Source organism: Nocardia uniformis NBRC 13702 (assembly GCF_001613345.1).
GTDB lineage: Bacteria > Actinomycetota > Actinomycetes > Mycobacteriales > Mycobacteriaceae > Nocardia > Nocardia uniformis.
Genome location: NZ_BDCE01000039.1, coordinates 14,902 through 37,371, shown reverse-complemented (window position 1 = coordinate 37,371; position 22,470 = coordinate 14,902). Strand labels below are relative to the sequence as shown.

Genomic DNA, 22,470 nt, shown 5'->3' with positions numbered 1-22,470 from the left:
GCTGTATTCCTCATATGTCAGACGGATATGCGAGGTGTTCCGCCACTTCGGCAAGTCCATCGAGTCGTTGCGCGTCTCGACGGGTCAGCAGTTCATTGGTCAGCGTGCGGGCCAGAGGGATGCAACCGACGAATTCTGGTGCCGTCGAGCACGCGCGACGAAGTGTTATCACCGCATCCGCGTTGTCTCGGCTATGGACTTGAGCATGCGCGACGTTAATCAATCTGCGGCTGCGTAACACAGGCGGAACCCCTTCAGTGCTGTCGCTGGCGGCGGCAAGCTTGAGAGCTTCACGCGGCTGATCCGCAGCAATCTCGTTGACAACACCGATGTCGAGCCGCTCGAGGTGCTCGATACCGAGACCGGTGAGAACTGGCCACCGTCCTCGGACGACGGCTGACCGAAGCATCCCGCAGACTCCACCACCGCTGACGTTTGGCGCCGGGAAATACGGAACCGCTCTGCTCGGTTCCATCGATTCTCTGCTCACCTCAGTGGTTATGGACAACATCACCGGCACCCGGCACCGCAGCAACCGGGAGCCGATCGGCCAGGGCCTAGGCAATATCGCCAGCGGCCTGTTCGACGGACTCGCCAGCACGGGCGCGACCGTCCGATCTGTGGTGAACATCCGAAGCGGCGGTCGCACAGCCGTTTCCGCCGCCATCCACAGTGTCATTCTGCGCGTGCTCGTTGCGGGTCTCGGCGGTGTCGTGCAGTATTCTCCGCTGGCGGTCCTGCCCGGCAGCCTCATCATGACGGCGACGGTGTTCGGCACCGAGGTGCTGCCGCACGTCGGCTGACCGGGCCAACCGGGCCGCCCGCCGAAACACAGTGGGCGGCTTGGTCGTCGACACACTCAGCAGGAGAAGTACGGCTTCAATCGTGCTGGGACCCCCTCGCTCTCGGCCTGCGCCCAGCACTTGTCGTGCGGGAAGACCAGATACGTGCTCCAGTGGTCCGGGACGCTGTACACGATGCGCTGGGTGTCGCCGGGCGAATCCCAGGAGACGACCGCCCAATTCCCGTCGCATTCACGCACCGATGGTGTCCCCGTGGGGATTGCACCCTGTTCGGCCAGGTCGCGTGCGATGGTTTCGGCCGAGCACGGCTCGGGCGCGGAGTCGTGGAAACGCAATTCCGCGTTGGCTACCTGGCCTTCTCGCGCGATGGAGAGACTCGGCCATTCCCCGGTTGCCGGGTAGGTACCCGGGGGAGCGGTCATACCGACGATGTAGCAGCCGACCGGCGCGGTGAAGACCGCTTCACCGGCATAGTCCGTCGTGCTTTCGCGGAGGGATGCCTCCTGGGCGTGCTGCGGAATTCCCGGAACGGTGGGATCGCAGGGCGCCATCTGGCGGATATAGACCGGCACGCGGGGTACGCGGTCGCCCGACGTTGTGACGGTGGTGACGATGATGGTGCCGTTGCCCTGCGGCGTCGGATTGTCCGTCGGCGGTGGCGCCGCGGCCAGGATTCCCTCACCCGGTGGCGTAGTGGTCGGACCGGGTGTGCCGACGACCGTGGAACCGGGAGGATTCGCCGCGGTTGTTGGTTCCGAATCGCCCCCGCCGCCACAGGCGGCAACGGTAACCGCCGCCGCAACGAGGACAATCGCTCGCTGAATTGCCATGCGCACGTGCCTTACCCCTAACCGTCTGGTCGGGTGCTCCCGACGTACCCACATCGCCGCCGGACTTCGCGGAGTTACGCAGGTGTCGTTGTTCGGAAAGTTCAGTGCTGACGCGCGGATTCCGCTGCGGCTGAACGGGACTGCCGATCGTCGGCGTATCCGGAACTCCTCGACGGTACGGTTTTCTGCGGGGGCATCGGATATCGCGGTGCGTGTTGATGCGGCACTGTGTCGATCGCTCGAACCGGCCTGTTACCGTGCCCGCAGCATCCGCCCCGCCGCTTCGACCGCCGGGCCGGAACTGTTGGCGTCGTGGACGAAGACCGCGAACGCGAGATCGCCGCTGATGCCGACGAACCAGCCGTGGGCGTGGGTGTCGTCGATGAACTCCGCGGTGCCGGTCTTGCCGAGCAGGCCGGGGATATCGCGGATTTGGGTGGCGGTGCCGTCTGTAATCGTTTCGCGCATCATGGTTTTCACCTGATCTGCGATGGTGGCGGGCAGTGCCGGTGGAGTGCGGTCGGGGGTGCCCGGTTGTCCGGCGACCAGTGTCGGATTCGGGGCCGAACCGTGGGCGAGTGACGCGGCGACCATGGCCATACCGAATGGGGACGCGGTGACCTTGCCCTGGCCGATGCCCTCCTCGACGCGCAGCGCCGGGGTGTCGGCGGCCGGTACCGAACCGGTGACGGTGGTCAGGCCCGGGGTCACGTAGTCGATGCCCAGTCCCAGTTGCGCGGCCGCGTCGGTCAACGCCTCCGGCGGCAGATCCACGGCCAGCCGGCCCATGGTGGTGTTGCACGAACGCGCGAACGCGGTGTGCAGCGGCACATTTCCGAGCTCGAAATTATTGTCGTTGGGGATGACGCGGCCCTCGATATTCGCCGAGCCCGGGCACGCGACGATGCTGTCGGGGGTTACCGTGCCCGCCTGCAACGCCGCGGAGACGGTCACCGTCTTGAAGGTCGACCCCGGCGGGTACAGGCCGGTCAACGCGATCGGCCCCTGGGTGTCGGCGGCCGAATTCTGGGCCATCGCCACCACATTGCCGGTGGAGGGCGCGATCGCGACAATGGTGGCCGGTTGGGTGATCGGCGCGAGCGCGGATTCGGCGGCGCGCTGCCAGCCCAGATCCAGGGTGGTGCGAATATCGGTGGTGGGCTCGGGATCTCGGCCCGCGAGACGTTGGGTGCCCTGCGCGGTCTGTGCGCGCACCGCCCATCCGGCCGCGGCGTCGGCGTCGGACTGCCACAGCTGCGCCAGCCCCGCCAATGTCGGGGACGCGAGTTCCTTTTCCACGGTGAGCAGTCGTGTCTGCGGTGACAGGGTGACATTGGCCAGCGCCGCCAACTGTGTCTCGATCGGCGCGATATCGGTTTCGCGTAACGTGATCGCGGTTATCGGTTTGCCTTGCACCGCAGTTAGATCCGACTGCAATGACGGTGCGGTGATGCCCGGGGAGATCGGGCCGATCAGATTCGCGACCGCGGCCAGGTCGGCGCCCGGTGACACATTCACCACCGTCACCACCTGCTGGGTCATCAGCTCGCCGTCACTGGCGAGCACCCGCGACGCCTCCGGATACACCGCGCTGTAGGTCAGCGGGCCGGCGTCGAGTCCCGGTGCGACGGTCGCCGCGTCCCAGCCGACCTTCCAGCCGTCCCCGGTGTCGTCGACCTTGCCGGTGGTGGTGTATTTCCACTCGTTGTGACCGTCTTTACCGAACTTCCAGGTGGCGTCGAGGGTGAATGTGCCCGCGTCCTTATCGACTCCGGTGACCTCGAAGTGCGCGTCCTTGCCGAGCCCCTCATACAGGGTGCCGATGGTGTCGGCGGCGCGCGGCGGGTCGGTGGTCACCGCACCCGCGGCGGCCGGGTCGTCGGCATTGAGCGCGTCCGCGAAACTGTTCGCGACATCGGTCATCTTCTCGGTGGTCTCATCGGTGAACAGCCCACACCCGGTGACCGTGAGTGCCGGAACAGCGAACAGGGCGAGCATTCTCGTCGTGGTACGCATTCGCCCGACCCTACCGTCGCCTCTCGACGAGGCAGGTCAGGCGCGATCTATCGAATCACCCGTCTGTCTCAGCCGATTCGGGGCAGACGGACCACCTGGCCCGCGTAGGCCAATCCGGCACCGAAACCGAGCAGCAGTGCGGTATCGCCGGGTTCGGCGTCCCCGGAACGCAGCAGTTGTTCGATGGCCATGGGGATGGAGGCGGCGCTGGTATTGCCGGTTTCGATGATGTCGCGGGCGACGGCGGCGGTGTCGGGCAGGCCCAGCACGCGAATCAGGGCGTCGGTGATGCGGCTGTTGGCCTGATGGGGGACGAAGGCATCGAGGTCGCCGGCGGTGATGCCCGCGCGATCGAGGGCGTCGCGGCAGGCCTTCTCCAGAAAGGTGACAGCCCAGCGGAATACCGCCGCACCGTTCATGCGGATGTAGGGGCGTTCGGTGGTGCCGCCGCTCGCTTCGGCGGCGGCGACCTCGGTGAAGTACTGCTGAAAGTCCTTGTCCTGTTTGATCGCCGCGGTTTGGCTGCCATCCGAACCCCACGCGACCGGGCCGATCCCCTCGGTGTCGGCCGGTCCCACCACCGCCGCGCCCGCACCGTCGGCGAAGATGAACGCGCACGTCCGGTCGGTGGGATCGAGGAGATCCGACAGTCGTTCCACCCCGATCACCAGGACATGGCGGGCCTCACCCGACCGCACCAGAGCGGCCGCGTTGGCGAGTGCGTAGCAGAATCCCGCGCATCCGGCGGAGATGTCGAAGGCGGCGGTATCGGCCATACCGAGTTCGGTCGCCACCACCGCGCCCGCCGACGGCCCCAACACCATCTGCGAGGACGTCGCCAGCACCACGGCGTCCACCTGCTCGGCGGTGACACCGGCGGCGGCGAGTGCGTCGCGCGCGGCCGCGGTACTCATGGCCACGATGGTTTCGTCGGGTTCGGCCCACCGGCGGGCCGCGATACCGGAACGGGTGCGAATCCATTCGTCGGAGGAATCGATGCGATCGACGATCTCGGCGTTGGGAACCACTCGGCGCGGTCGATATACCCCGAGCCCCAACATCGCCGCATACGCCGTCTCCGGCCGCGGCGTCGACCTGATCTGCACCCGCACGGTGTGTTCCCTCCAATTCGCGGCCCGGGGCCGCAGTGATCGAGACGTTCGGACAGGACACTATTTGTGCGGGTCCCACCAGGTCATTGCCGAATCAGTAGACTTTGACCGATCAACTTTGGAGGGATCTGCCAACAGCGTCAGTATCGGCCGAACGCGAGCGCCACATTGTGTCCGCCGAATCCGAACGAGTTGTTGATCGCGAACTCTATGTCCTGGCGGCGAGATTCACCGGTCACGACATCGAGATCGATCCGCGGGTCCCGGTAGTCCAGATTCAGGGTCGCGGGGACGACACCGTCGCGGATGCTGAGTGTCGTCAGCACCGATTCGAGCGCGCCGACGGCGCCGATCGAATGGCCCAGCGCCGACTTGGGCGCGTACACCGAGGCGTGTCCCAGTCCGGCCTGGTGGATCGCCTTGGCCTCGGCGAGATCGCCGATGGGGGTGGCGGTCGCGTGAGCGTTGATATGGGTGACGTCCTCGGGTGAGAGTCCCGCAGTCTCCATCGCGCGCCGCATTGCCCGCGCTGCCCCCGTTCCCTCCGGATCCGGTGCCACCAGGTGGAATCCGTCGGAGGTGATGCCCGCGCCCAGCAGCCGGGCAGCGATGGTGGCGCCACGCGCCTTGGCGTGTTCCTCGCTCTCGAGGACCATCAGCGCACCCGCTTCACCGAAGACGAACCCGTCGCGGTCGGCGTCGAACGGTCGTGAGGCGGCCCGTGGCTCGGTGTTGCGGGTGCTCGCGGCCCGCATCATGGCGAACGCGGCGATCGCCAGTGAGTCGATACGGCCCTCGACACCGCCGGTGACCACCACATCCGCATCACCCATGGCGATCATCCGCCAGGCGTTGGCGATGGCCTCCGATCCCGATGAGCACGCCGAGACCGGCGTGACCACCCCGGCTTTCGCGCCGAGTTCCAACCCCACGACCGCCGAGGGCCCGTTCGGCATGATCATCTGCACGGCCAGCGGCGAAATCTTGCGGTAGCCCCGGGTTTTCATGGTGTCATTGGATTCGATGACCGCGTCCGAGCCGCCGAGTCCGGTGCCGATGGCCACACCCAGCCGCAGCGGGTCGACCTCCGGTGCGCCGGCGTCGCGCCACACCGCACGGCCGAGGACGGTCGCCAGCCGCTCCACATAGGACATGCGGCGAATCTCGACGCGGCTGAGCGCGGTATCCGGTGACACCTTCAGATGACCACCGATACGGACCGGCAGGTCGTACTCGGTGACGAAATCGTCCTCGAGGGTGTCGATGCCGCTCTCGCCGTCGAGCAGGCCCTTCCAGGTCGCGTCGATATCGCCGGCGATCGACGTGGTGGCCGCCATGGCGGTCACCACGACGGTGGGGAAGTTGCCGCGCGCGCTGAAGGGATTGGACGTCGCGGCCGTCACTCGCCGTGGCCCTGTTCGAACTTCGACTTCAACTCCGCGGCGAGCTCGGCGTTCTCGGCCTCCATTTTCTGCACATAGGACACCGCGTCCCCGACGGTCCGCAGGCCCGCCAGGTCCTCGTCGGGAATCTTGACGCCGTACTTGTCTTCGAGCTGTACGGCGATCTCGACCAGTGACAGCGAGTCGATATCGAGGTCGTCGACGAATGCCTTCTCGATCGTCACCGACTCGGGCTCGATACCGGTGACCTCCTCGACGATCTCGGCAATACCGGCGACGATCTCCTCCTGCGTGGTAGCCACAAATCTCCTCTTTATCGTTGGACTGGAACATCGGTAGTCGACAGTCCGGATCGGTACGGGTGCGGAAACCCGTCGGCCACTCGAACTAGCTGTGGCGCAATCGGTTTGCGTCGGCTACCGGTGCCAAACATAGCTATGCGGGGTGCGGCGCGAAGATGGCGGCGCGGCACCAACCTGCGAGGCGGACTTTGTGGGAAGTCTCCAATAGCCACGGTGGGCAATCGATGCGGTCACCGCTCGATGATCAAGCGCGTGCCACTGCTCAACAGTCCGGTGGGGGGTCAATCCGAACATGGTGCGGAAGGTGTCGCTGAAATGGCTCGGTCCTGGTCATTCCGGTCGCGGAGAAGGCCAAGCCCCGCAAGATCGACATCGCGCACGGCAACGGCCAGAACAAGGCCATCAACGCCTGAATCCGCGGGACTAGTTCTCCTCCGCCTTGCGTGCCTTGCTCGGCTGCACCCGCGGCGGTTCGTTGGGCATTTTCGGATACACCGGCGGCCAGGGCGCGTCCATGAGCCCGGCGGCCATATCCCTATCCGACATATCCAGCAGCGGCGCAATCGATTGCGGGATTCGATCGGCCCACGGGTCACCGAATTCGGCGACGCGGGCGGGTACGGTGGCGATGGTCAGTTCGTCGGGGACGATGGCGTCGAGTTGATCCCAGGCGATCGGGGTGGAGACCTGCGCGCCGACCTTCGGGCGCACACACCATGCGCCGAAAACCGTTTTGTGCGGGGCGTTCTGGTTGAAGTCGACGAAAACGCGGCTGCCGCGTTCCTCTTTCCACCATTGCGCGGTGATGCGGTCGGGGTGGCGGCGTTCGAGTTCGCGCGCGAGTGCCACCGCGGCCGCGCGCACCTGGTAGCCGTCCCATTTCGGTTCCAGTAGCGCGTACAGGTGCAGACCGCGCGACCCGGAGGTTTTGACGCGCACGTCGATACCGAGTTCGGCGCACAGCTCATGGGTCGAGATCGCGGCCGCGCGCAGATCGTCGAAGCCGATACCGGGGGAGGGGTCGAGGTCGATGCGCAGTTCATCGGTGATGCCGGTCGGTGGCAGGACCGTCCCGGCGGCGTCGTGCACCGGCGGGGCCGTGCTCTTCGCTTCCGCGCCCGCGTGCGTGGGCCAGACGTGAAAACCTAGGCAGCCCAGGTTGACCGCCCACAGAATGTGCGCGAGATCGGCCGCGACCAAGGCGTCGCTGGTGGTGCCGTTGGGGGTCGAGACGACCGTGGTCCGCAACCAGTCCGGCACCGATTTGGGCACCCGCTTCTGAAACCACGACTTCCCGCTCGCCCCATCGGGATAGCGTTCCAACAGCAGCGGCCGGTCGCGAATGACACCCAGGAGCGGTTCGGCGACCGCCTGGTAGTAGCGCACCAAATCCAGTTTGGTGTCACCGCGTTTGGTGAAGTAGATCTTGTCGGGGTTGGAGATGGTGACGGTGTGCCCGTCGGCCTCGATCTCGACCACCTCACTCACGACCGCACCTCGCCGCGCTCGGCTCCGACGTGCGCGACGCGCGCTGTGTCGTCGTGCGCGACGCGCGCTGTGTCCATGGTGCGTTCGCCGCGTTCGCTCACGATTTCCCCTTTGCGTTGGTTGCTCTCGCCTCAGCGAAGATATCGGCCAGTTCGGCGGGTGCGACCTCGTCGAGCTGGGCGTAGGTGCACGACTGCGGGGTGCGGTCGTCGCGGAAACGCACCAGGCGGCCACCGTGGCGCAATCGCCCGGCCATCACATGCTCATAGCGCACCTCGCCGACCAGCTCCGGGCGCAGCGGTTCCCAGGACAGGTCTTTGCCGCCGGTCCAGCGGCTGACCCCGCCGGGCATCTTGCCGTCGGCCTTGGCTTGCGCGGCGGCGTCGGCCCACGATCGCCACGGATGATTGTCCAGGGCGTCGACCCGCAACGGGGCCAGCTCGGTCACCAGTTCGCGGCGGCGCGCGGCGGTGAAACTGCTGGCCACGCCGACATGATGCAGATTGCCCTCGTCGTCGAACAGGCCCAGCAGCAGCGACCCCACACCCGCACCGTCCTTGTGCCACCGGAATCCGGCGATCACACAGTCCGCGGTGCGTTCGTGCTTGACCTTCAACATGACCCGCTTGTCCATCAGATAGGGCAGGTCCTGGGCCTTCACCATCACACCGTCGAACCCGGCGCCCTCGAAGCGGGTGAACCAGTCGGCCGCCACCGCCGGATCGTCGGTGATCGGCGTAATGTGCGCCCGGTCGAGGCTGTTGTCGAGGGCCGTCGCCAGCAGGCGTCGCCGCTCGGCGAACGGCTCGTCGGTGAGGTTGCGTTCGCCCAACGCCAGCAGATCGAACCCGACGAAACTGGCCGGAGTCTCCACCGCCAACTTGTTCACCCGCGACGCCGCCGGATGCAGTCGCTGCTGCAGCGTGTCGAAGTCCAGGCCCTGGTCGGTGACGACCACGATCTCACCGTCGACCACGCATTTGTCGGGCAGGGCCTTGGCCAGCAGTTCCACCAGTTCGGGGAAGTAGCGGGTCAGCGGGCGATCGTTGCGCGATCCGAGTTCGATCTCGGCACCGTCGCGGAAGACGATGCAGCGGAAGCCGTCCCATTTGGGTTCGAACAGCAGTCCGGGTTCTTGCGGTATGGCCGATACCGATTTGGCCAGCATCGGTTTCACCGGCGGCATCACGGGCAGCTCCACACGACCTCCTTCGGAAGGGCTTCACCCAGGTAGACGCCGCGACCGGCGAAAAATCACCGGTCGGGGCGGCACCCCCAAAGATCGTACGACCGTACCGGTCAGTTTTTCGGGAGGATGCGGCTCGTGATGCGGCTCCGATGCGCGTGCCGGGTCAGCCCTCGAGCCAGCCCTGTTCATCGGCGAAGGCGGTCAGCCGGTCGCGAATGGTGAGGATCTCCCCGGCCGTCAATGCCGGGCTGGCGTCGAGCAGCAGTTCGGTGATCAGTCGCCGATGTTCGGTGGCGGTGAGCTGCCCCATCGGGCGATCACGCTCCTTGGTCTTGTGCCGCACCGGCGCGGTGACCGCGCCGGCGAGGGCCAGGTTGATGGCCTTCGGCCCTCTGTCACCCTCGGTCACATCGAATTCGAATACCCGTCCCTGCCGCAACTCGTCCTCGTCCAGGCCGATGTCATTGACATGGACGAAGACATCTGGACCGCCATCTTCGGGGCGAATGAATCCGAACCCCCGAGAACTATCGAACGACACCAATTTCCCGATGGACACCTAACACCTGCTCCTCTTGCCGCGTCCCTCTGCCGGTCACTGTAACCCGCGAGTCGCCCCTTGTCGGATGAAAAGACCGAACGGGAACAATTGCCTGACCTTCGACCCCGTAACGGCCGCCCCACTGGGGTTTTTGTGCGCGGCGCCGAAAATGTTGCAGCGGGATGCCGGTAGGGTGTCGACTCCGGTTGCGGTGGTGCGGGTTTCGGCGCACGCGGGAGGCGCGCGTGGGTGCGAGCGCTCCAGTTGTGGTGCGCCCCTGGGGTTTGCGCGCGCAAGACGCTGCGACCGACCGCGCACGGGGTGTGCGACGGGAGGTCGGGCGACGGCTCGGCGGCGATCAGTCGATGTGCGGTTGTCTCGCCAGAATATAGCTACTGGTCGGTCTGTTGAGCCGATCGGCGTACGTCCCGATGTGTCGCAGCGCAGACGCGAGGTCGGCCCGGTGTGCTGGCTGCTCACCGCGGAAATGTCGCTGGTTCTCCCGCTCTCGACCTGGCAGGCTGAAGCGGTGACACCACCTCCGGATATCAATACGGCCGATGCGGCCGATGGCAAACTCGACGCCCGGGTCCTGAAGATCGCGGGCGTCGTCGTACTCGGCGCGATCATGTCGATTCTCGACATCACCGTCGTCACCGTCGCCATCCCCAAATTCCAATCCGAGTTCGAGACCACCTACGCCATCGCCGCGTGGACGATGACCGGCTATACCCTCGCGCTGGCCACCGTCATCCCGCTGACCGGGTGGGCCGCCGACAGGTTCGGTACCAAACGCCTCTACATGGCGGCGCTGGTGTTCTTCGTCCTCGGTTCGGTGCTGTGTTCGACCGCGTGGAATATCGAGTCGCTCATCGCGTTCCGGGTGATCCAGGGTCTCGGTGGCGGCATGCTCATGCCGCTCGGCATGACGATCATGACCCACGCCGCCGGGCCCCGGCGCATCGGCCGCGTCATGGCGGTGCTGGGTGTGCCCATGCTGCTGGGCCCGATCCTGGGGCCGATCCTCGGTGGCTGGCTGATCGACGACTTCAGCTGGCACTGGATCTTCCTGATCAACCTGCCCATCGGCATGGTCGCGCTGAGTCTGGCGTGGGTGATCTTCCCCGCCGACCGGCCCGAACCGTCGGAGTCGTTCGACTTCGTCGGCATGCTGCTGGCCTCACCGGGTCTGGCACTGTTCCTGTTCGGGGTGTCCTCGATTCCGGAGGCGGGCACCGTCACCGCCAAACGGGTGCTCATTCCCGGCATTATCGGTTTGGCGCTGATGGTGGCGTTCGTCTTCCACGCCATGCGCACCCGCCATCCGCTCATCGATCTGCGCCTGTTCCAGAACAAGTCGCTGCGCTACGCGGTGCTGACCATGACGCTGTTCGCCATGGCGTTCTTCGGGTCGAGTCTGCTGCTGCCGAGCTACCTACAGCAGGTGCGTGGTGAATCGACCCTGATGGCCGGTCTGCTGATCGCGCCGCAGGGACTCGGTGCCATGTTGACCATGCCGATCGCCGGGCGCCTGGTCGACAGGATGGGTCCCGGCAAGATCGTCATGGTCGGTATCGGGCTGCTGTCACTGGGTATGGCGTTCCTGACCCAGGTCACCGCCGAGACCTCCTACCCGGCCCTGTTGACCGCGTTGTTCGTGACCGGTCTGGGTATGGGCTGCACCATGATGCCGACCATGACCGCGGCCATTCAGACGCTGACCCACGCGCAGGTGGCGCGCGGATCGACGCTGATGAACATCATCAACCAGACCGCCGGATCCATCGGTACCGCCGTCATCTCGGTGGTGCTGACCAATCTGCTGGCGAATCGGGTGCTCGCCGGGCCCGCCATCGCCTCGCAGTTCAGTCCGGAGTTGGCCGCCACGATTCCGCCGGAGGCGATCTCGACCGGTTTGGATCAGGCGGCCCAGGCGTTCGCGCACACCTTCGTGGTGGCGCTGGTGCTGCTGCTGTTGACGCTGATTCCGGCGTTCTTCCTGCCGCGCACCAAACCGCCCGCTCCGGCCGAGGGTGCCGAGAAGCCGATCATGGCGCACTAGTCACAAGCCGGCGGCCGGATCGGCGGCGATCCGGCCGGAATCGGTGTCGTAGTCATACAGCTCGCCATAGCGTCCCCAATCGATCGCTGTGGCGAGTTGTTGCTGTGCGTCGGCCGGGGAGAAGGAACGGCGCAGCAGATCCACGACGAAATCGGCGCGGGCGCTGTGATCGGAACTGCCCGCCAGCGCACTGCAGATGGTGCGCACCAGCGGGGCGCGCTTGCGGGCCTGGGTGGCGAAAATCCGCTTGCTGTCCTGGATATCGGCGGTGGCGAAGCGCGCGCCCACCTCGGTCAGGAGGACATCACCGGATTCGGTGGTCAGAAAACCCAGCAGCGCGGCCGCGTCCACCAGGGGCAGTAGATCGTCGAGTTCGAAGTTCAGCTCGCCGGCGATCCCCGGCAGATCGACGCGGTCGCCGCTGCCGTGCACGAGTTCGACCAGACCCGCCAGCCCACCGACACTCGCGTCGGGCAGCGGGGTGGTGACCGGGGTACCCGGATCCGGCAGTGCCGCACCGGGTTCGCCGGCGCGGCCGGTGAGCAGACCGTAGAGGTGATCGACCAGGGCGGCGAAGCCGGGGGCGCGGCGGTCGCGCGGGCGCGGCGGTGTCACCGGCACGTCGGCGAGGATATGGCCGGGGTTGGCGCCGAGTACCACCACACGGTCGGCCAGTTGCACGGCCTCCTCGATATTGTGGGTGACGATACACACACACCGGGTCGGGAAATCGGTTGTGGCCCACAGGTTTACCAATTCGGTGCGAAGGTTCTCCGCGGTCAGGACATCCAGGGCCGAGAACGGTTCGTCCATCAGCAGCAGATCCGGTTCCAGCACCAGGGCGCGGGCGAAGCCGACACGCTGGCGCATACCGCCGGACAGTTCCTTCGGATACGCCGATTCGAAACCGTCCAGACCGATGCGGTCGATGGCGTCGAGGGCGAGTTCGCGCCGCCGCACCGGCGGTACGCCGCGGGCGGCCAGCCCGAGTTCCACATTGTCCTGCACCGTCAGCCACGGCATCAGCGCGAAGGATTGGAACACCATGGCCGCACCGGGATTGGTGGCGCGCAATGGTGTGCCGCGGTAGCGGATCTGGCCGGTGGTGGGTGCGATAAGTCCGGCGACCAGCCGCAGCAGGGTGGATTTGCCGGAGCCGGAACGGCCCAGCAGGGCGACGATCTCACCATCGCGCAGGGTCAGGTCGATGTGGTCGAGGACGTGGAGTTGTTCGCCGTCGGCGGCGGTGAAGGACATGCCGACACCGTCGATTTCCAACAGCACGTCTCCGGTGGTGGTGTGGGTCATGGTCGTACTCCTGTCACAGGGCGTAGCGGCGTTCGGCGAGGGTGTAGAGGCGGCGCCAGCACAGGCGGTTGATGCCGACCACGTACGCGCTCATCACCAGGACGCCGACGAGGATGCGGGGGCCGTCTCCGGCCGTGGTGGCCTCGGTGATGTAGGCGCCCAATCCCTTTGCGGTCAAGGTGGTGTCACCGAATTCGACGATCTCGGCGACGATGGAGGCGTTCCAGGCGCCACCGGCGGCGGTGATCGCGCCGGTGACGTAGGACGGGAAGACGGCGGGCAGGATGAGTCGCCGCCACCACAGCGGGCGTGGCAGCCGCAGATTCGCCGCCGCCTCACGCAGGTCATTGGGTACCGCGCTGGCTCCGGCGATGACGTTGAACAGGATGTACCACTGCGCGCCCAACGCCATGAGCACGATGCCCGCCCAGTTCAGGCTCGCGCCGGTCGCCACCAGCACCGCCGCCACCAGCGGGAACAGGAAGTTGGCGGGGAACGACGCCAGGACCTGCACCACGGGCGCCATGATGCGCGACACCGTGGGGTTCAACCCGATCCACACTCCGATCGGCACCCAGACGATGCTGGCGACGATCAGCAGCACGATCACCCGCAGCAGGGTGAACAGGCCCAGTTCGGCGGCGTGACCGACTTCGCGGAAGCCGACGGTGTCGCCGATGTAGCGCACCAGCAGCAGGCAGCCCGCCACCAGGGCCGCACCCAGGACGGTCGCGAAGAGCACATCGCCGACGCGGCGACGCGCCACCGGCACATACAGGGGAGGTTCGGCGAGGCCGAAGATTCGCATCACCCGATCCGTCGGATACACCAGTGGCCCCAGTATCCGGCCCAGCAGCGGGGCGGTATGGGAGCGGCGCAGCAGGGTGAGCATCAGGCTGCGTGGGGCCTGTTCGGATGTGGAGGTCTCGTTGCGGAATCGTTCCGCCCACACCGTGATCGGCCGCCAGAACACCGCATTCAACCCGACCACCATGACGATCATGACCGCGATGGCCAGCAGCACCTTGTGGGTGTCGCCGTCGCTGGTCGCGGCCGCCACGTAGGAGCCGATACCGGGGAGGGCGTATTCGCGGTTGTTGACGCTGATGGCTTCGGCGGCGGTGAGGAAGAACCAGCCGCCACCGAAGCTCATCATGGCGTTCCAGACGAGGGGGAACATGCCGCTGGGGACATCGACGCGCCAAAACCGTTGCCAGCGTGAGAGTCTCAGGTTGCGGGCGGCCTCATCGAGTTCACGCGGTTGCGACATCAGGCTGGAGTGGAAGGCGAAGGCCATATTCCATGCCTGGGAGGTGAAGATCGCGAAGATCGACGCGCATTCCAGACCCAGCGACGATCCCGGGAACAGGGCGATGAATCCGGTGACGGTGACCGCCAGGAAACCCAGGATCGGCACCGACTGCAGAATGTCGAGCAGCGGCAGCATGACCTTCTCCGCGCGTGGCAGCCGCGCGGCCGCCGTCGCGAAGACGAAGGTGAACACGATCGACAGGCCGAGTGCGAGGAACATGCGCAGCAGCGACCGGGCCGCGTAGTAGGGCAGATCCGCCGGATCGGTGGAAATGGCGGTCTGGGCGTGGGTTTCGTCGAAGGGCGTGTCCATGCCCTGGGTCAGTCGCACCACCAGCCAGATCAGCACCGCCGCGGCGGCGAAGACCGCGATATCGGCCCACCGCGACCGCGGCCGGTCCATCGCGTCGCGGGTCGGGTAGGAGCGCAGGGTGGCCATCACTGCTCCTTGGCGGGGTCGAGAATGCGCCAGCCGACGCTGGTCACATGCGGTTCCAGGCTCAACCGGCTGACCGCCGACTCCATTTGCCGGTCGTCGCGGCGGTCGGCCATCATTTCCGCGCGCACCTCGACGCGATCGGATCCGATATCGGAGCTGGCGATGGACGCCAATTGGAAGTCGGTGCGGGTCAACGATTGGACGAGCAGTGCGCGAATATGGGCTTCGTGCGCGTCATCGGTGACCGCGATGAACCGGTAGAGGGTGATTTCCTCGTCACCGGCCTCCGGGCGCCGATCGACCTTGCGTCCGGCCGCCCGCAGCGCGGTATTGACGATGACGACCACACCGGTGCCCGCCACGGCGGTGGGCAGCATGCCCGCACCGGCGAGGGAGCCGATCGCCGCCGAACACCACAGTGTCGCGGCGGTATTGAGTCCGCGCACATTGAATCCGTCACGCAGGATCACACCCGCGCCGAGAAATCCGATACCGGAAACAATTTGCGCCGCGACCCGGGTCGGATCAGCGGTCCCGCCATTGAAACCGTGCGCCGACAACAGCACGAACAAGGTGGCTCCCGCGGCGACCAGTGCGTTCGTCCGCAACCCGGCCATCCGTGCCCGGAACTGTCGCTCGAACCCGATGACCGCGCCCAGGCTTACTCCGGCCAGCAGCCGAAACAGCATTTCCCACGTCTGCATGACGCTCTCCCGAGAAAGGTCGGCGCACCAGCCAGCCGCACGCTACCGAGAGTTTCCTATCCTCTGGTGCCGTGCGGGGTGTCGCCGAGTAAATGATTGGCTAACGCATAGTCGTCATTTCCGTCAGGCACGGCGATCACCTCCTTCACTGGCAGGACAGCACGCGGCAGTCCGGTGCCAAGGGGAGTGGGGACCGGCTCGAATAACCGGTTCGGGTACCGCTCCTCGTAAGACCTTTGGCACTTCACGGCGTAACCCCGGGGTCGGGGAGCTGGTCGGGATCACCCCTTAATCCGGGGAGACCTGTCCTGATCGGTGGCGTCTCTCGACGTTTACGATCGCCAGCCTGTATCCGCGAAGGAGCCTCAGCGAACGATGGCACCTTGCGTCAGCGAGTAAACACCCGGCAGCCGGGGTTTGGCAAACCATTGTGGGCGGGGCAACAGGGGGTGGTCGTTTCGTCGGTTGGCTCAGAATGACTTTTCTCGCTGGTTGGTCAACCAGGCACAGGGCAGGGTGGCGAGGATCGGAACGGCGGTGGCCAGCAAGGCTTTCGGTAAGGTCGAGCCCAGGGCGAGCAGGCCGACGGTGAGGGAACCGATGCCGATGCCGGCGTCGTAGGCCATGTTCCATGCGGTGCTGGCGGTGCCGTGCCCGGTGGGGCCGACGCGGCGGAACATCACCACCAGCGTGTCGTTCTGCACGGCACCGAATCCCAAACCGAAGACGGCGGCCGCCGCCACCGCGAGAGCCGCTGTACCCGAAGACATCCCGGTCGCCACCGCCATACCGGCCATTCCCAGGGCGCAGGACGCGACCCCCGGCGCCAGCAGTCGGCCCGATGTCGTCCGGTCGCTGTACACCCCGGCCAGCCATCGGCCGAGGATGGACATGGCGGTCAGGACCAGCAGCACAATCGAGGCGGTGGTCGGGTTCCCCAGCGCCAAGGGCAGGAAGGACGTCACCCCGCCCAACGCGCAAGCTGTCGTGATCAGCAGCAGCCACGGGGCGGTCAGCACGCGGCTGCTCACAACGGTCGCGATGCCGGAGGTGGTTGACATACCAGAGATCTCGGAGGAGTCCGCCGAATCGGAGGAGTCCGCCGAAAGGGAGGTCGCTGCGCTGGATCGGTGTCGCTGGGCAGGTTCGGCCCGAGGCGTCGTCATCATGGTGGTCAGTGGCACCGCCGCGAGGCTCGCGAGGGCTGCTGCCACGAAGACGGCGGCGAATCCGAGTTGCTGTGTAGTCCATACCGCAAGTGGCAGAAGAACCATTTGTGGTAGTCCCACCGCGATTCCGTACCACCCTACTGCTCTGCCGCGCTGCCCGGCCGGGACCATCTCGGCCACCAGAGCGCTGCCAGCGACGGCCACCATTCCGAAGCCGACGCCGCGGACCGCGGAGACCGTCAACACCCAGGCCAGTTCGGAGGAGAACAGGTAGCCGAAGGTCGGCACCCCCAAAACGAGTGCCCCGGTGGCGAGTATCGCGCGCAGGGTAAACCGCCGCAGCAGCCACCGCATGCACAGCTGAATGGCGACCGTGGTGCCCATGGTCACCCCGGTGGCCGCGCCCACACCGCTGTGGGAGGCGCCGCCGTCGGCGGACCACAGCGGCACCACCGACAGCATCGGTGCGTAGTTGGCGAAGGTGCCCAGCGTCGCCGCCAGCAGCAACCCGAAGTTTCGCCCCCCAGGCGGCCGCCGACCGCCCTCGCTGCCGCGGTGTCGTGACGTGGAAACAGCCATAGTCGAGTTGTACGGGTACTCAATCCATCGCGTCCAACGACAGTTTTCTATCGTATCAATCGGCTCTGACGATTGATGTCGGATACGCTCGTCGCCATGGAGTTGAAGCACCTGACGACGTTCTTGTCTGTCGCGCGGCACCTCAACTTCACCCGGGCCGCTCACGAGCTGGGCTATGCGCAATCCAGCGTCACCGCGCAGATCAAGGCGCTCGAAGCCGATCTCGGCGTGCGCCTGTTCGAACGCCTCGGGCGCCGCGTCGCGCTCACCGATTCCGGCAGGGAACTGTGCGCGCATGCCCCAGCACTGCTCAGCCACGCTCAGCAGGCGCGGGAAGCGGTGCACGGAGCTGCCGACGACCCCCGAAAAATCAAGAGCACCTTGCGGATCGCCGCGCCCGAGAGCTTGTGTGCGTACCGCCTGCCGCCAGTGCTGCGCTGCCTGCAGGATCGGTTCCCGCTGCTTCAGGTCGTCTTCGGACCCGCAGGCCGGGTACCCCTGGTCACCTCCCTGTCCAACGGCACCCTCGATGTGGGGTTCCTACTCGAGGAAACGGTCGACGAACCCATGCTCCACGCCGAGCGCATTGCCCACGAGCCCATGCGGCTGGTCGCCCCGCCCGCGCACCGGCTGTGCTCGTGCCCGTCCGTCACGACTGAGGACCTCGCCTCGGAAACGCTGCTGCTCATCGAACAGGGCTGCGCTCAACGTGCGGTCATGGACCGGGAGTTACGCAACGAGGGTATTCATCCCACAACCATGGAGTTCGTCAGCATGGAAGCGCTCAAGCGCTGCGCCACGGCAGGACTGGGGGTCGCCATGCTGCCCGCCATGTCCGTCGTCGACGAGGTCGGACGCGGCGAGTTGGTGGTCCTGCCCTGGACTCGGAGGGTGGTCCTGGACATCTTCCTGGTCCGCCACAAGGACCGTCGGCCTACCCGGGTTTTGCGCGAGATCACCCAGATCGCCGGGCAGCACTGGACGCCGTCGGGACACTGACCGAAAACCCCAACCGGGTCTGCCGGGTCCCGGCCGCGACCAGGATCGACAAACGCCAGATCGGCCGGGTCAACGTGAAATACCGGAACAACTCCGCACGGCTGATCTCCGGGCCGACAACCGGAACGCTGAGGTTCGGTGGTTCGGCCGCGGCTGTGACTAGCGGCGATGGAACTCCCATGCGTCGGAGACGATGTCGGACAGGTTGGGCCGTTGGGGTTTCCAGCCCAGTACCGCGCTGGCCTTGGTGCTGGCGGCGACGGAGGTCGCGGGGTCGCCGGGGCGGTGGGCGGCGATGGTGACGGGGAAGGTGCGGCCGGTGACCTCACGGACGGTGTCGAGGACCTCGCGGTTGGAGTAGCCCGCGCCGTTGCCGAGGTTGAACACGTCGTAGCGGCCCGGCTCCAGATCCTCGAGGGCGAGCAGGTGCGCGGCGGCCAGGTCGGAGACGTGGACGTAGTCGCGGACGCAGGTGCCGTCGGGGGTGGGGTAGTCGTCGCCGTAGAGGGTGAACGAATCACGTTGTCCGCCAGCGCATTGCAGCAGGATCGGGATCAGGTGGGTTTCGGGGTCGTGGCGTTCGCCGAGCCAGCGGCCGCCGGGGAGCCGGACGGCTCCGGCGGCGTTGAAGTAGCGCAGCGACGCCGCTCCCAAGCCGTAGGCGCGGCACGCGCCGTCGATCATCTGATCGACGGTCCATTTGGTGGCCGCGTAGGGATTGCGCGGCCCGACGGCGGAGTCCTCGGTGAACGGGGCCGCGCCGGTGTACATCGAACCGGTGGAGGAGCAGATCAATTTGCGCACTCCCGCCCGGCGCATCGCCCGCATCAGCGCCAGCGAGCCTTCGATATTGGTGTGCCAGAACCGGTCCGGATCGGCGACCGATTCAGCGACCTCGATCTTGGCGGCGAAGTGCACGACCGCGTCGAAGCCGCTGCCCGGGGTCAGCACATCGTCGGCGCGGTGCACCGGAATCTGGAGCAGCCGCGCGGTCTCCGGCACATTCTCGGCATACCCGGTCGAGAGATCGTCGAGCACGACCACCTCGTGTCCGGCATCGGCGAGCTGGTGGGCGACGGTGCCGCCGATATATCCGGCTCCGCCGGTGACGAGCAGTTTCACGCGAAATACCTTCTGTCTGTGGGTGCCGTGCGCGGAGAGTCACGCAGATGTTCTTCGGCGCGCGGACCTGTTCGGACGCCGGCGGGAGCAAATGCGTCACGATTGGGCACGGTGCGGGAAATCGCCCGAACGACCGGTAGGTCGGGTGTGGTCTGGGTGCCGAGTGGCATGGCCGCGAGTGGCGGCGGAATACGGTGGGCGCGACGAAGAGGCGGCGGAGATCGCCTCCTCGTCGCGTAGTCAGCACGTTGCCAGCAAAAGCGCATGGCCACAATGGATCCCACGGCGAATGGCCCAGAAGGTCATGACGCGCCCGGTCCGTCCGGTGCGGTGTGCCCTGCTGCCTGCATGATCCGGCACGAAGCCGATCGGCCCGAAGCGCTCAAATGGTCACCCCCCGATGCCCCGCCGCCGCACCGCGTCCGGCCAGGCGTCCCAATCCAGGTGATGCGGAATCTCCGGCCCACCCCGGAATGACAGGAATTAATCGATACCGGAATACGCAGACCGGTGTTAGCGTCGAAGGAACAACAACGACGAAAGGAATGACGATGACCCGGCATCCGGTCTCCGCCCATACTCGGCGCACCGCTGTCCCGGAATCCGTTGTTCCGTCGGTATTCCCGTCGCGCCGCAGCGTCACCAGCGGTCCCTGAACAGGCCCCAATTCACCTGTTCACCGGGTCGCGCCACCGGCTGAAGCCGACGGAGCGGCCCTCTTTCTTTCCGCCGCAACGATTCCCGGGATGTAGCTCCAATTTGCGCAGAGCGCCTGCTTTGGGTGCAGGAGGCTGTGAGTTCGAATCTCGCCGTCCCGACAGCCGACCACCGAGCCGCGGTGGTCGAAGTGCCTTCGTAGCTCAACGGATAGAGCACCTGACTTCGAATCAGGGGCGTGGAGGTTCGAATCCTCTCGAAGGCTCGATGACCCGCACGCGTGGGTCGCATGGTGAGCGATGCCGAAGCGGTCGAGGCATCAGTGTGTGGAACTGAAGAAAGCGGGTTCGAGTCCCGTCGCCCACCCCATTTCGCGGTGCGCGAACCGTCCTCCAAGGGGCAGTTCGCGCACCGCGACCAGTTTCCTCACCGTCGACTTCCCGCATGGGCCGCTTCGGCAGCCAGCGTGTCGGGGTCGTGTCCGTCGATGAGCGTGGCGAGTGTTTGCACATGGGGCGATCAGCCAGCCGATGCCTACGGGTTCAGCGTCGACCGCGCACTCGTGCTGGAACGGGCGTCGGGCAGCGACGCCCACGGCACGGCCGCACTGGCTGAAGGGAATACTTGACACCGATGTCGCTCGGTCAGCGGTCGGGGTCGAGGAGTTCGCGCGGCAACACCTCGCCCCACCAGTGTTCGACCCGATCGGGGTGCCAGCCGCGTTCGTCGACGAAGGTGGCGTAGATGTCGATGTTGCACAGTGCCGCGTAGATATCCACCGCAGAGTCGAGGTCGAGGCCAGGACGAAGCGTGCCGTCCGGCCACGACGAGAAGACCTGGATGCGGGTCCGGTCGGCCGCCCGACGTCCGTCGGTGTAGATCGCGGCCAGCTCCGGTTCGGTACGGGCCGCCTCGCGGATCAGCGCGATGATATCGCCCGCGCGTTCGTACAACCGCCGATCGAACGCCGCCATGGCGGCCAGTTGTCGTTCCGGCGCGGCCTGCGGATCCTCCAGTTCCGCCAGCATCCGGGCAGGTTCCGCGGACAGGTCGGCGGCATCCACCAGCGCCTGGGTCAGGCCGGCCTTGTTCTGGTACGTGGCGTAGATCGTGGGTGCCGAGACACCGGCTTCCCGGGCCACGTCACGGACGGTGGTGCCCGCCCACCCCTGAGCGACGAAGAGCCTGCGGGCGGCACGGGCGATCTCGGCACGCGTCTCCAGCGCCTGAGTGGTTCGGCGCAATGAGTCGTAGCGGCGGCGCGCCTGGTTCTCGGTCATCGATCCCTCCATTGACTTTTCGCTACTTATAATCAATATACTCAATGGAATACCAAACATGGTCACGCACCGTGCTCGAAAGGGATACCATGAGCTTCTCCCGCATCGGCGGTCTCGCCGCCATAGGCTTCGCCGCCCTGATTCTGGGCACCAACCTGGTCCTGGCGCCTGCCGGCCTCCCGCTGCTCGGTGACCCGATCGGCGAGGTCACCGAATTCTTCGACACCGACAGCGATCTCGTCCGCGGCACATCGGCCTTGACGCCGCTGGTCTGGATACTGGCCACCTTGTTCGGCGCCAGCGTCGTCGCCGCACTGTGGCCCGCCGAGCGCGCACGCGGTGAGGCGTGGTCCCTGGTCGGCTTCGCCGGACTCATCATGCAGAACATCATGTTCGCCGGCGTGACCGCGACCCGGCTCGCACTCACCAGCACAACAGGCGACCGCTCCGCGAGCGTGGGAATATGGGCGATGAACGGGGGATTCTTCGTACTCAACGGAACTTTTCTCGCCCTGGCCATGATCGGACTGTCCGTCGGCGGCGTACGCGGGGGACTCATTCGACCATGGCATGCCGCTCTCGGATTCACCGCTGCCGCACTGCAATTCAGCTCGGCTGTCTTCCTTCCTGTCGCATTCGACGATCCCGGTGCGGTCAACCTCCTGGGGCTCTCCGGCTGGTTGCTGTGGGTGGTCTGGCTCGTGGGGTACGGCGTCACCCTCATTCGCCGAAGCCACTCGGTCAGCCCACAGCCGAGCACTTCCCTCGCCTGAACTCCCCACTGCCCGACTTCGCCGCGCAACTACCTCATGACCGCGCCGCGGCGGGAAAAGCCTTCGGCGGCAGCGCTATTCGTGACGTGTGCTAGATATTCGTGACGAATGTCGAGTGACCGATACCCGCACCACCGCGGTGTCACCGTCGACCGCGACCACCTCGGACGTCATCGTGAAGGGCTCGTTCGGGCCGTCGCGGCCCGCTTCCCAGAACCCGGCCAGCGCTTCGAGCCCGGTGACCGGTGTTGCCCAGGGGGAGACCAGGTACTGCGCGTCCGGGACGAACAAGTCGCTCAGGGTGTCGGTACCGGCTGTGCGCCAGGCCCGTTGGTAGGTGTCGACCCACTTGGCTACCGCGTGGCGGTCCATGGATTCGACGC

At 66.5% G+C, this 22,470-nt stretch carries 19 protein-coding genes, 3 tRNA genes, 1 pseudogene and 1 riboswitch; of the genes and pseudogenes, 7 read left to right on the top strand and 16 right to left on the bottom strand.

The window, feature by feature from the left end; translation table 11 throughout:
* Positions 1-10: 10 nt before the first annotated feature.
* Entirely contained in the window at positions 11-490 is a 480-nt protein-coding gene (locus tag NU1_RS43170) for a hypothetical protein (protein ID WP_169815035.1), read from the bottom strand.
* Here NU1_RS43170 and NU1_RS43165 point away from each other — a divergent pair.
* A pseudogene (locus NU1_RS43165) lies at positions 459-764 on the top strand (SulP family inorganic anion transporter); the annotation flags it as partial. The gene NU1_RS43170 and the pseudogene NU1_RS43165 sit on opposite strands and share 32 nt — an antisense overlap.
* Positions 765-859: 95 nt before the next feature.
* Here NU1_RS43165 and NU1_RS10975 read toward each other — a convergent pair.
* From NU1_RS10975 to NU1_RS10940, 8 genes are all read right to left on the bottom strand, one after another.
* Entirely contained in the window at positions 860-1,633 is a 774-nt protein-coding gene (locus NU1_RS10975) for a hypothetical protein (protein WP_084521172.1), read from the bottom strand.
* Positions 1,634-1,885: 252 nt separating this feature from the next.
* Positions 1,886-3,649: a penicillin-binding transpeptidase domain-containing protein gene (locus NU1_RS10970; RefSeq protein ID WP_067519981.1), complete on the bottom strand. Its 1,764-nt coding sequence runs from the start codon at positions 3,647-3,649 to the stop codon at positions 1,886-1,888.
* Between the two features lie 68 nt (positions 3,650-3,717).
* Positions 3,718-4,710: a beta-ketoacyl-ACP synthase III gene (locus NU1_RS10965; protein WP_067519980.1), complete on the bottom strand. Its 993-nt coding sequence runs from the start codon at positions 4,708-4,710 to the stop codon at positions 3,718-3,720.
* Between the two features lie 191 nt (positions 4,711-4,901).
* Positions 4,902-6,164, bottom strand: a complete 1,263-nt coding sequence (locus NU1_RS10960) for a KasA/KasB family beta-ketoacyl-ACP synthase (protein ID WP_067519977.1) — start codon at positions 6,162-6,164, stop codon at positions 4,902-4,904.
* Positions 6,161-6,466, bottom strand: coding sequence for a meromycolate extension acyl carrier protein AcpM (gene acpM, locus NU1_RS10955; RefSeq protein WP_067519976.1), 306 nt, complete (start codon positions 6,464-6,466; stop codon positions 6,161-6,163). The genes NU1_RS10960 and acpM overlap by 4 nt, the downstream gene beginning before the upstream one ends.
* 423 nt (positions 6,467-6,889) lie before the next feature.
* Positions 6,890-7,954 carry a DNA polymerase domain-containing protein gene (locus NU1_RS10950; RefSeq protein WP_067519975.1) on the bottom strand — a complete coding sequence of 355 codons (1,065 nt, stop codon included), beginning with the start codon at positions 7,952-7,954 and terminating at the stop codon, positions 6,890-6,892.
* A gap of 97 nt (positions 7,955-8,051) precedes the next feature.
* A complete protein-coding gene (locus NU1_RS10945; protein ID WP_218027823.1) occupies positions 8,052-9,155 on the bottom strand; it encodes an ATP-dependent DNA ligase in 1,104 nt (367 codons plus the stop codon).
* A 151-nt stretch (positions 9,156-9,306) separates the two neighbouring features.
* Positions 9,307-9,702: a cold-shock protein gene (locus tag NU1_RS10940; protein WP_067519971.1), complete on the bottom strand. Its 396-nt coding sequence runs from the start codon at positions 9,700-9,702 to the stop codon at positions 9,307-9,309.
* Between the two features lie 511 nt (positions 9,703-10,213).
* On the opposite strand from NU1_RS10940, the gene NU1_RS10935 reads away from it, so the two are divergent.
* Positions 10,214-11,746 carry a DHA2 family efflux MFS transporter permease subunit gene (locus NU1_RS10935; RefSeq protein WP_067520122.1) on the top strand — a complete coding sequence of 511 codons (1,533 nt, stop codon included), beginning with the start codon at positions 10,214-10,216 and terminating at the stop codon, positions 11,744-11,746.
* Here the strand turns inward: NU1_RS10935 and NU1_RS10930 are convergent, their stop codons facing one another.
* From NU1_RS10930 to NU1_RS10915, 4 genes are all read right to left on the bottom strand, one after another.
* On the bottom strand, positions 11,747-13,054 hold the full coding sequence (locus NU1_RS10930; protein WP_067519970.1) for an ABC transporter ATP-binding protein: 1,308 nt from the start codon (positions 13,052-13,054) through the stop codon (positions 11,747-11,749).
* A 13-nt stretch (positions 13,055-13,067) separates the two neighbouring features.
* On the bottom strand, positions 13,068-14,804 hold the full coding sequence (locus tag NU1_RS10925) for an ABC transporter permease (protein WP_067519969.1): 1,737 nt from the start codon (positions 14,802-14,804) through the stop codon (positions 13,068-13,070).
* On the bottom strand, positions 14,804-15,508 hold the full coding sequence (locus tag NU1_RS10920) for an MgtC/SapB family protein (protein WP_067519968.1): 705 nt from the start codon (positions 15,506-15,508) through the stop codon (positions 14,804-14,806). The genes NU1_RS10925 and NU1_RS10920 overlap by 1 nt, the downstream gene beginning before the upstream one ends.
* 213 nt (positions 15,509-15,721) lie before the next feature.
* Positions 15,722-15,892: riboswitch (M-box (ykoK) riboswitch) on the bottom strand.
* 86 nt (positions 15,893-15,978) lie between these two features.
* Positions 15,979-17,256: an MFS transporter gene (locus NU1_RS10915; RefSeq protein ID WP_067519963.1), complete on the bottom strand. Its 1,278-nt coding sequence runs from the start codon at positions 17,254-17,256 to the stop codon at positions 15,979-15,981.
* A gap of 96 nt (positions 17,257-17,352) precedes the next feature.
* On the opposite strand from NU1_RS10915, the gene NU1_RS10910 reads away from it, so the two are divergent.
* Positions 17,353-18,255 carry a LysR family transcriptional regulator gene (locus NU1_RS10910; RefSeq protein WP_067520120.1) on the top strand — a complete coding sequence of 301 codons (903 nt, stop codon included), beginning with the start codon at positions 17,353-17,355 and terminating at the stop codon, positions 18,253-18,255.
* Between the two features lie 159 nt (positions 18,256-18,414).
* Here the strand turns inward: NU1_RS10910 and galE are convergent, their stop codons facing one another.
* Positions 18,415-19,377, bottom strand: a complete 963-nt coding sequence (gene galE / locus NU1_RS10905; protein ID WP_067519960.1) for a UDP-glucose 4-epimerase GalE — start codon at positions 19,375-19,377, stop codon at positions 18,415-18,417.
* Positions 19,378-20,119: 742 nt separating this feature from the next.
* Between galE and NU1_RS10900 the strand changes: the two genes are divergently transcribed.
* From NU1_RS10900 to NU1_RS10890, 3 genes are all read left to right on the top strand, one after another.
* Positions 20,120-20,195 (top strand) — tRNA-Pro (locus tag NU1_RS10900).
* Positions 20,196-20,226: 31 nt separating this feature from the next.
* Positions 20,227-20,299, top strand: a tRNA-Arg gene (locus tag NU1_RS10895).
* Positions 20,300-20,326: 27 nt separating this feature from the next.
* Positions 20,327-20,403: transfer RNA gene (locus NU1_RS10890), tRNA-His, on the top strand.
* A gap of 275 nt (positions 20,404-20,678) precedes the next feature.
* On the opposite strand, the gene NU1_RS10885 is transcribed toward NU1_RS10890, so the two are convergent.
* Positions 20,679-21,314, bottom strand: coding sequence for a TetR/AcrR family transcriptional regulator (locus NU1_RS10885; RefSeq protein ID WP_067520118.1), 636 nt, complete (start codon positions 21,312-21,314; stop codon positions 20,679-20,681).
* Positions 21,315-21,385: 71 nt separating this feature from the next.
* Between NU1_RS10885 and NU1_RS10880 the strand changes: the two genes are divergently transcribed.
* Complete coding sequence (locus NU1_RS10880) at positions 21,386-22,087, top strand: hypothetical protein (protein WP_245720055.1); 702 nt, start codon at positions 21,386-21,388, stop codon at positions 22,085-22,087.
* A 75-nt stretch (positions 22,088-22,162) separates the two neighbouring features.
* On the opposite strand, the gene NU1_RS10875 is transcribed toward NU1_RS10880, so the two are convergent.
* Positions 22,163-22,459: a nuclear transport factor 2 family protein gene (locus NU1_RS10875; protein WP_084521170.1), complete on the bottom strand. Its 297-nt coding sequence runs from the start codon at positions 22,457-22,459 to the stop codon at positions 22,163-22,165.
* Between the last annotated feature and the right edge of the window lie 11 nt (positions 22,460-22,470).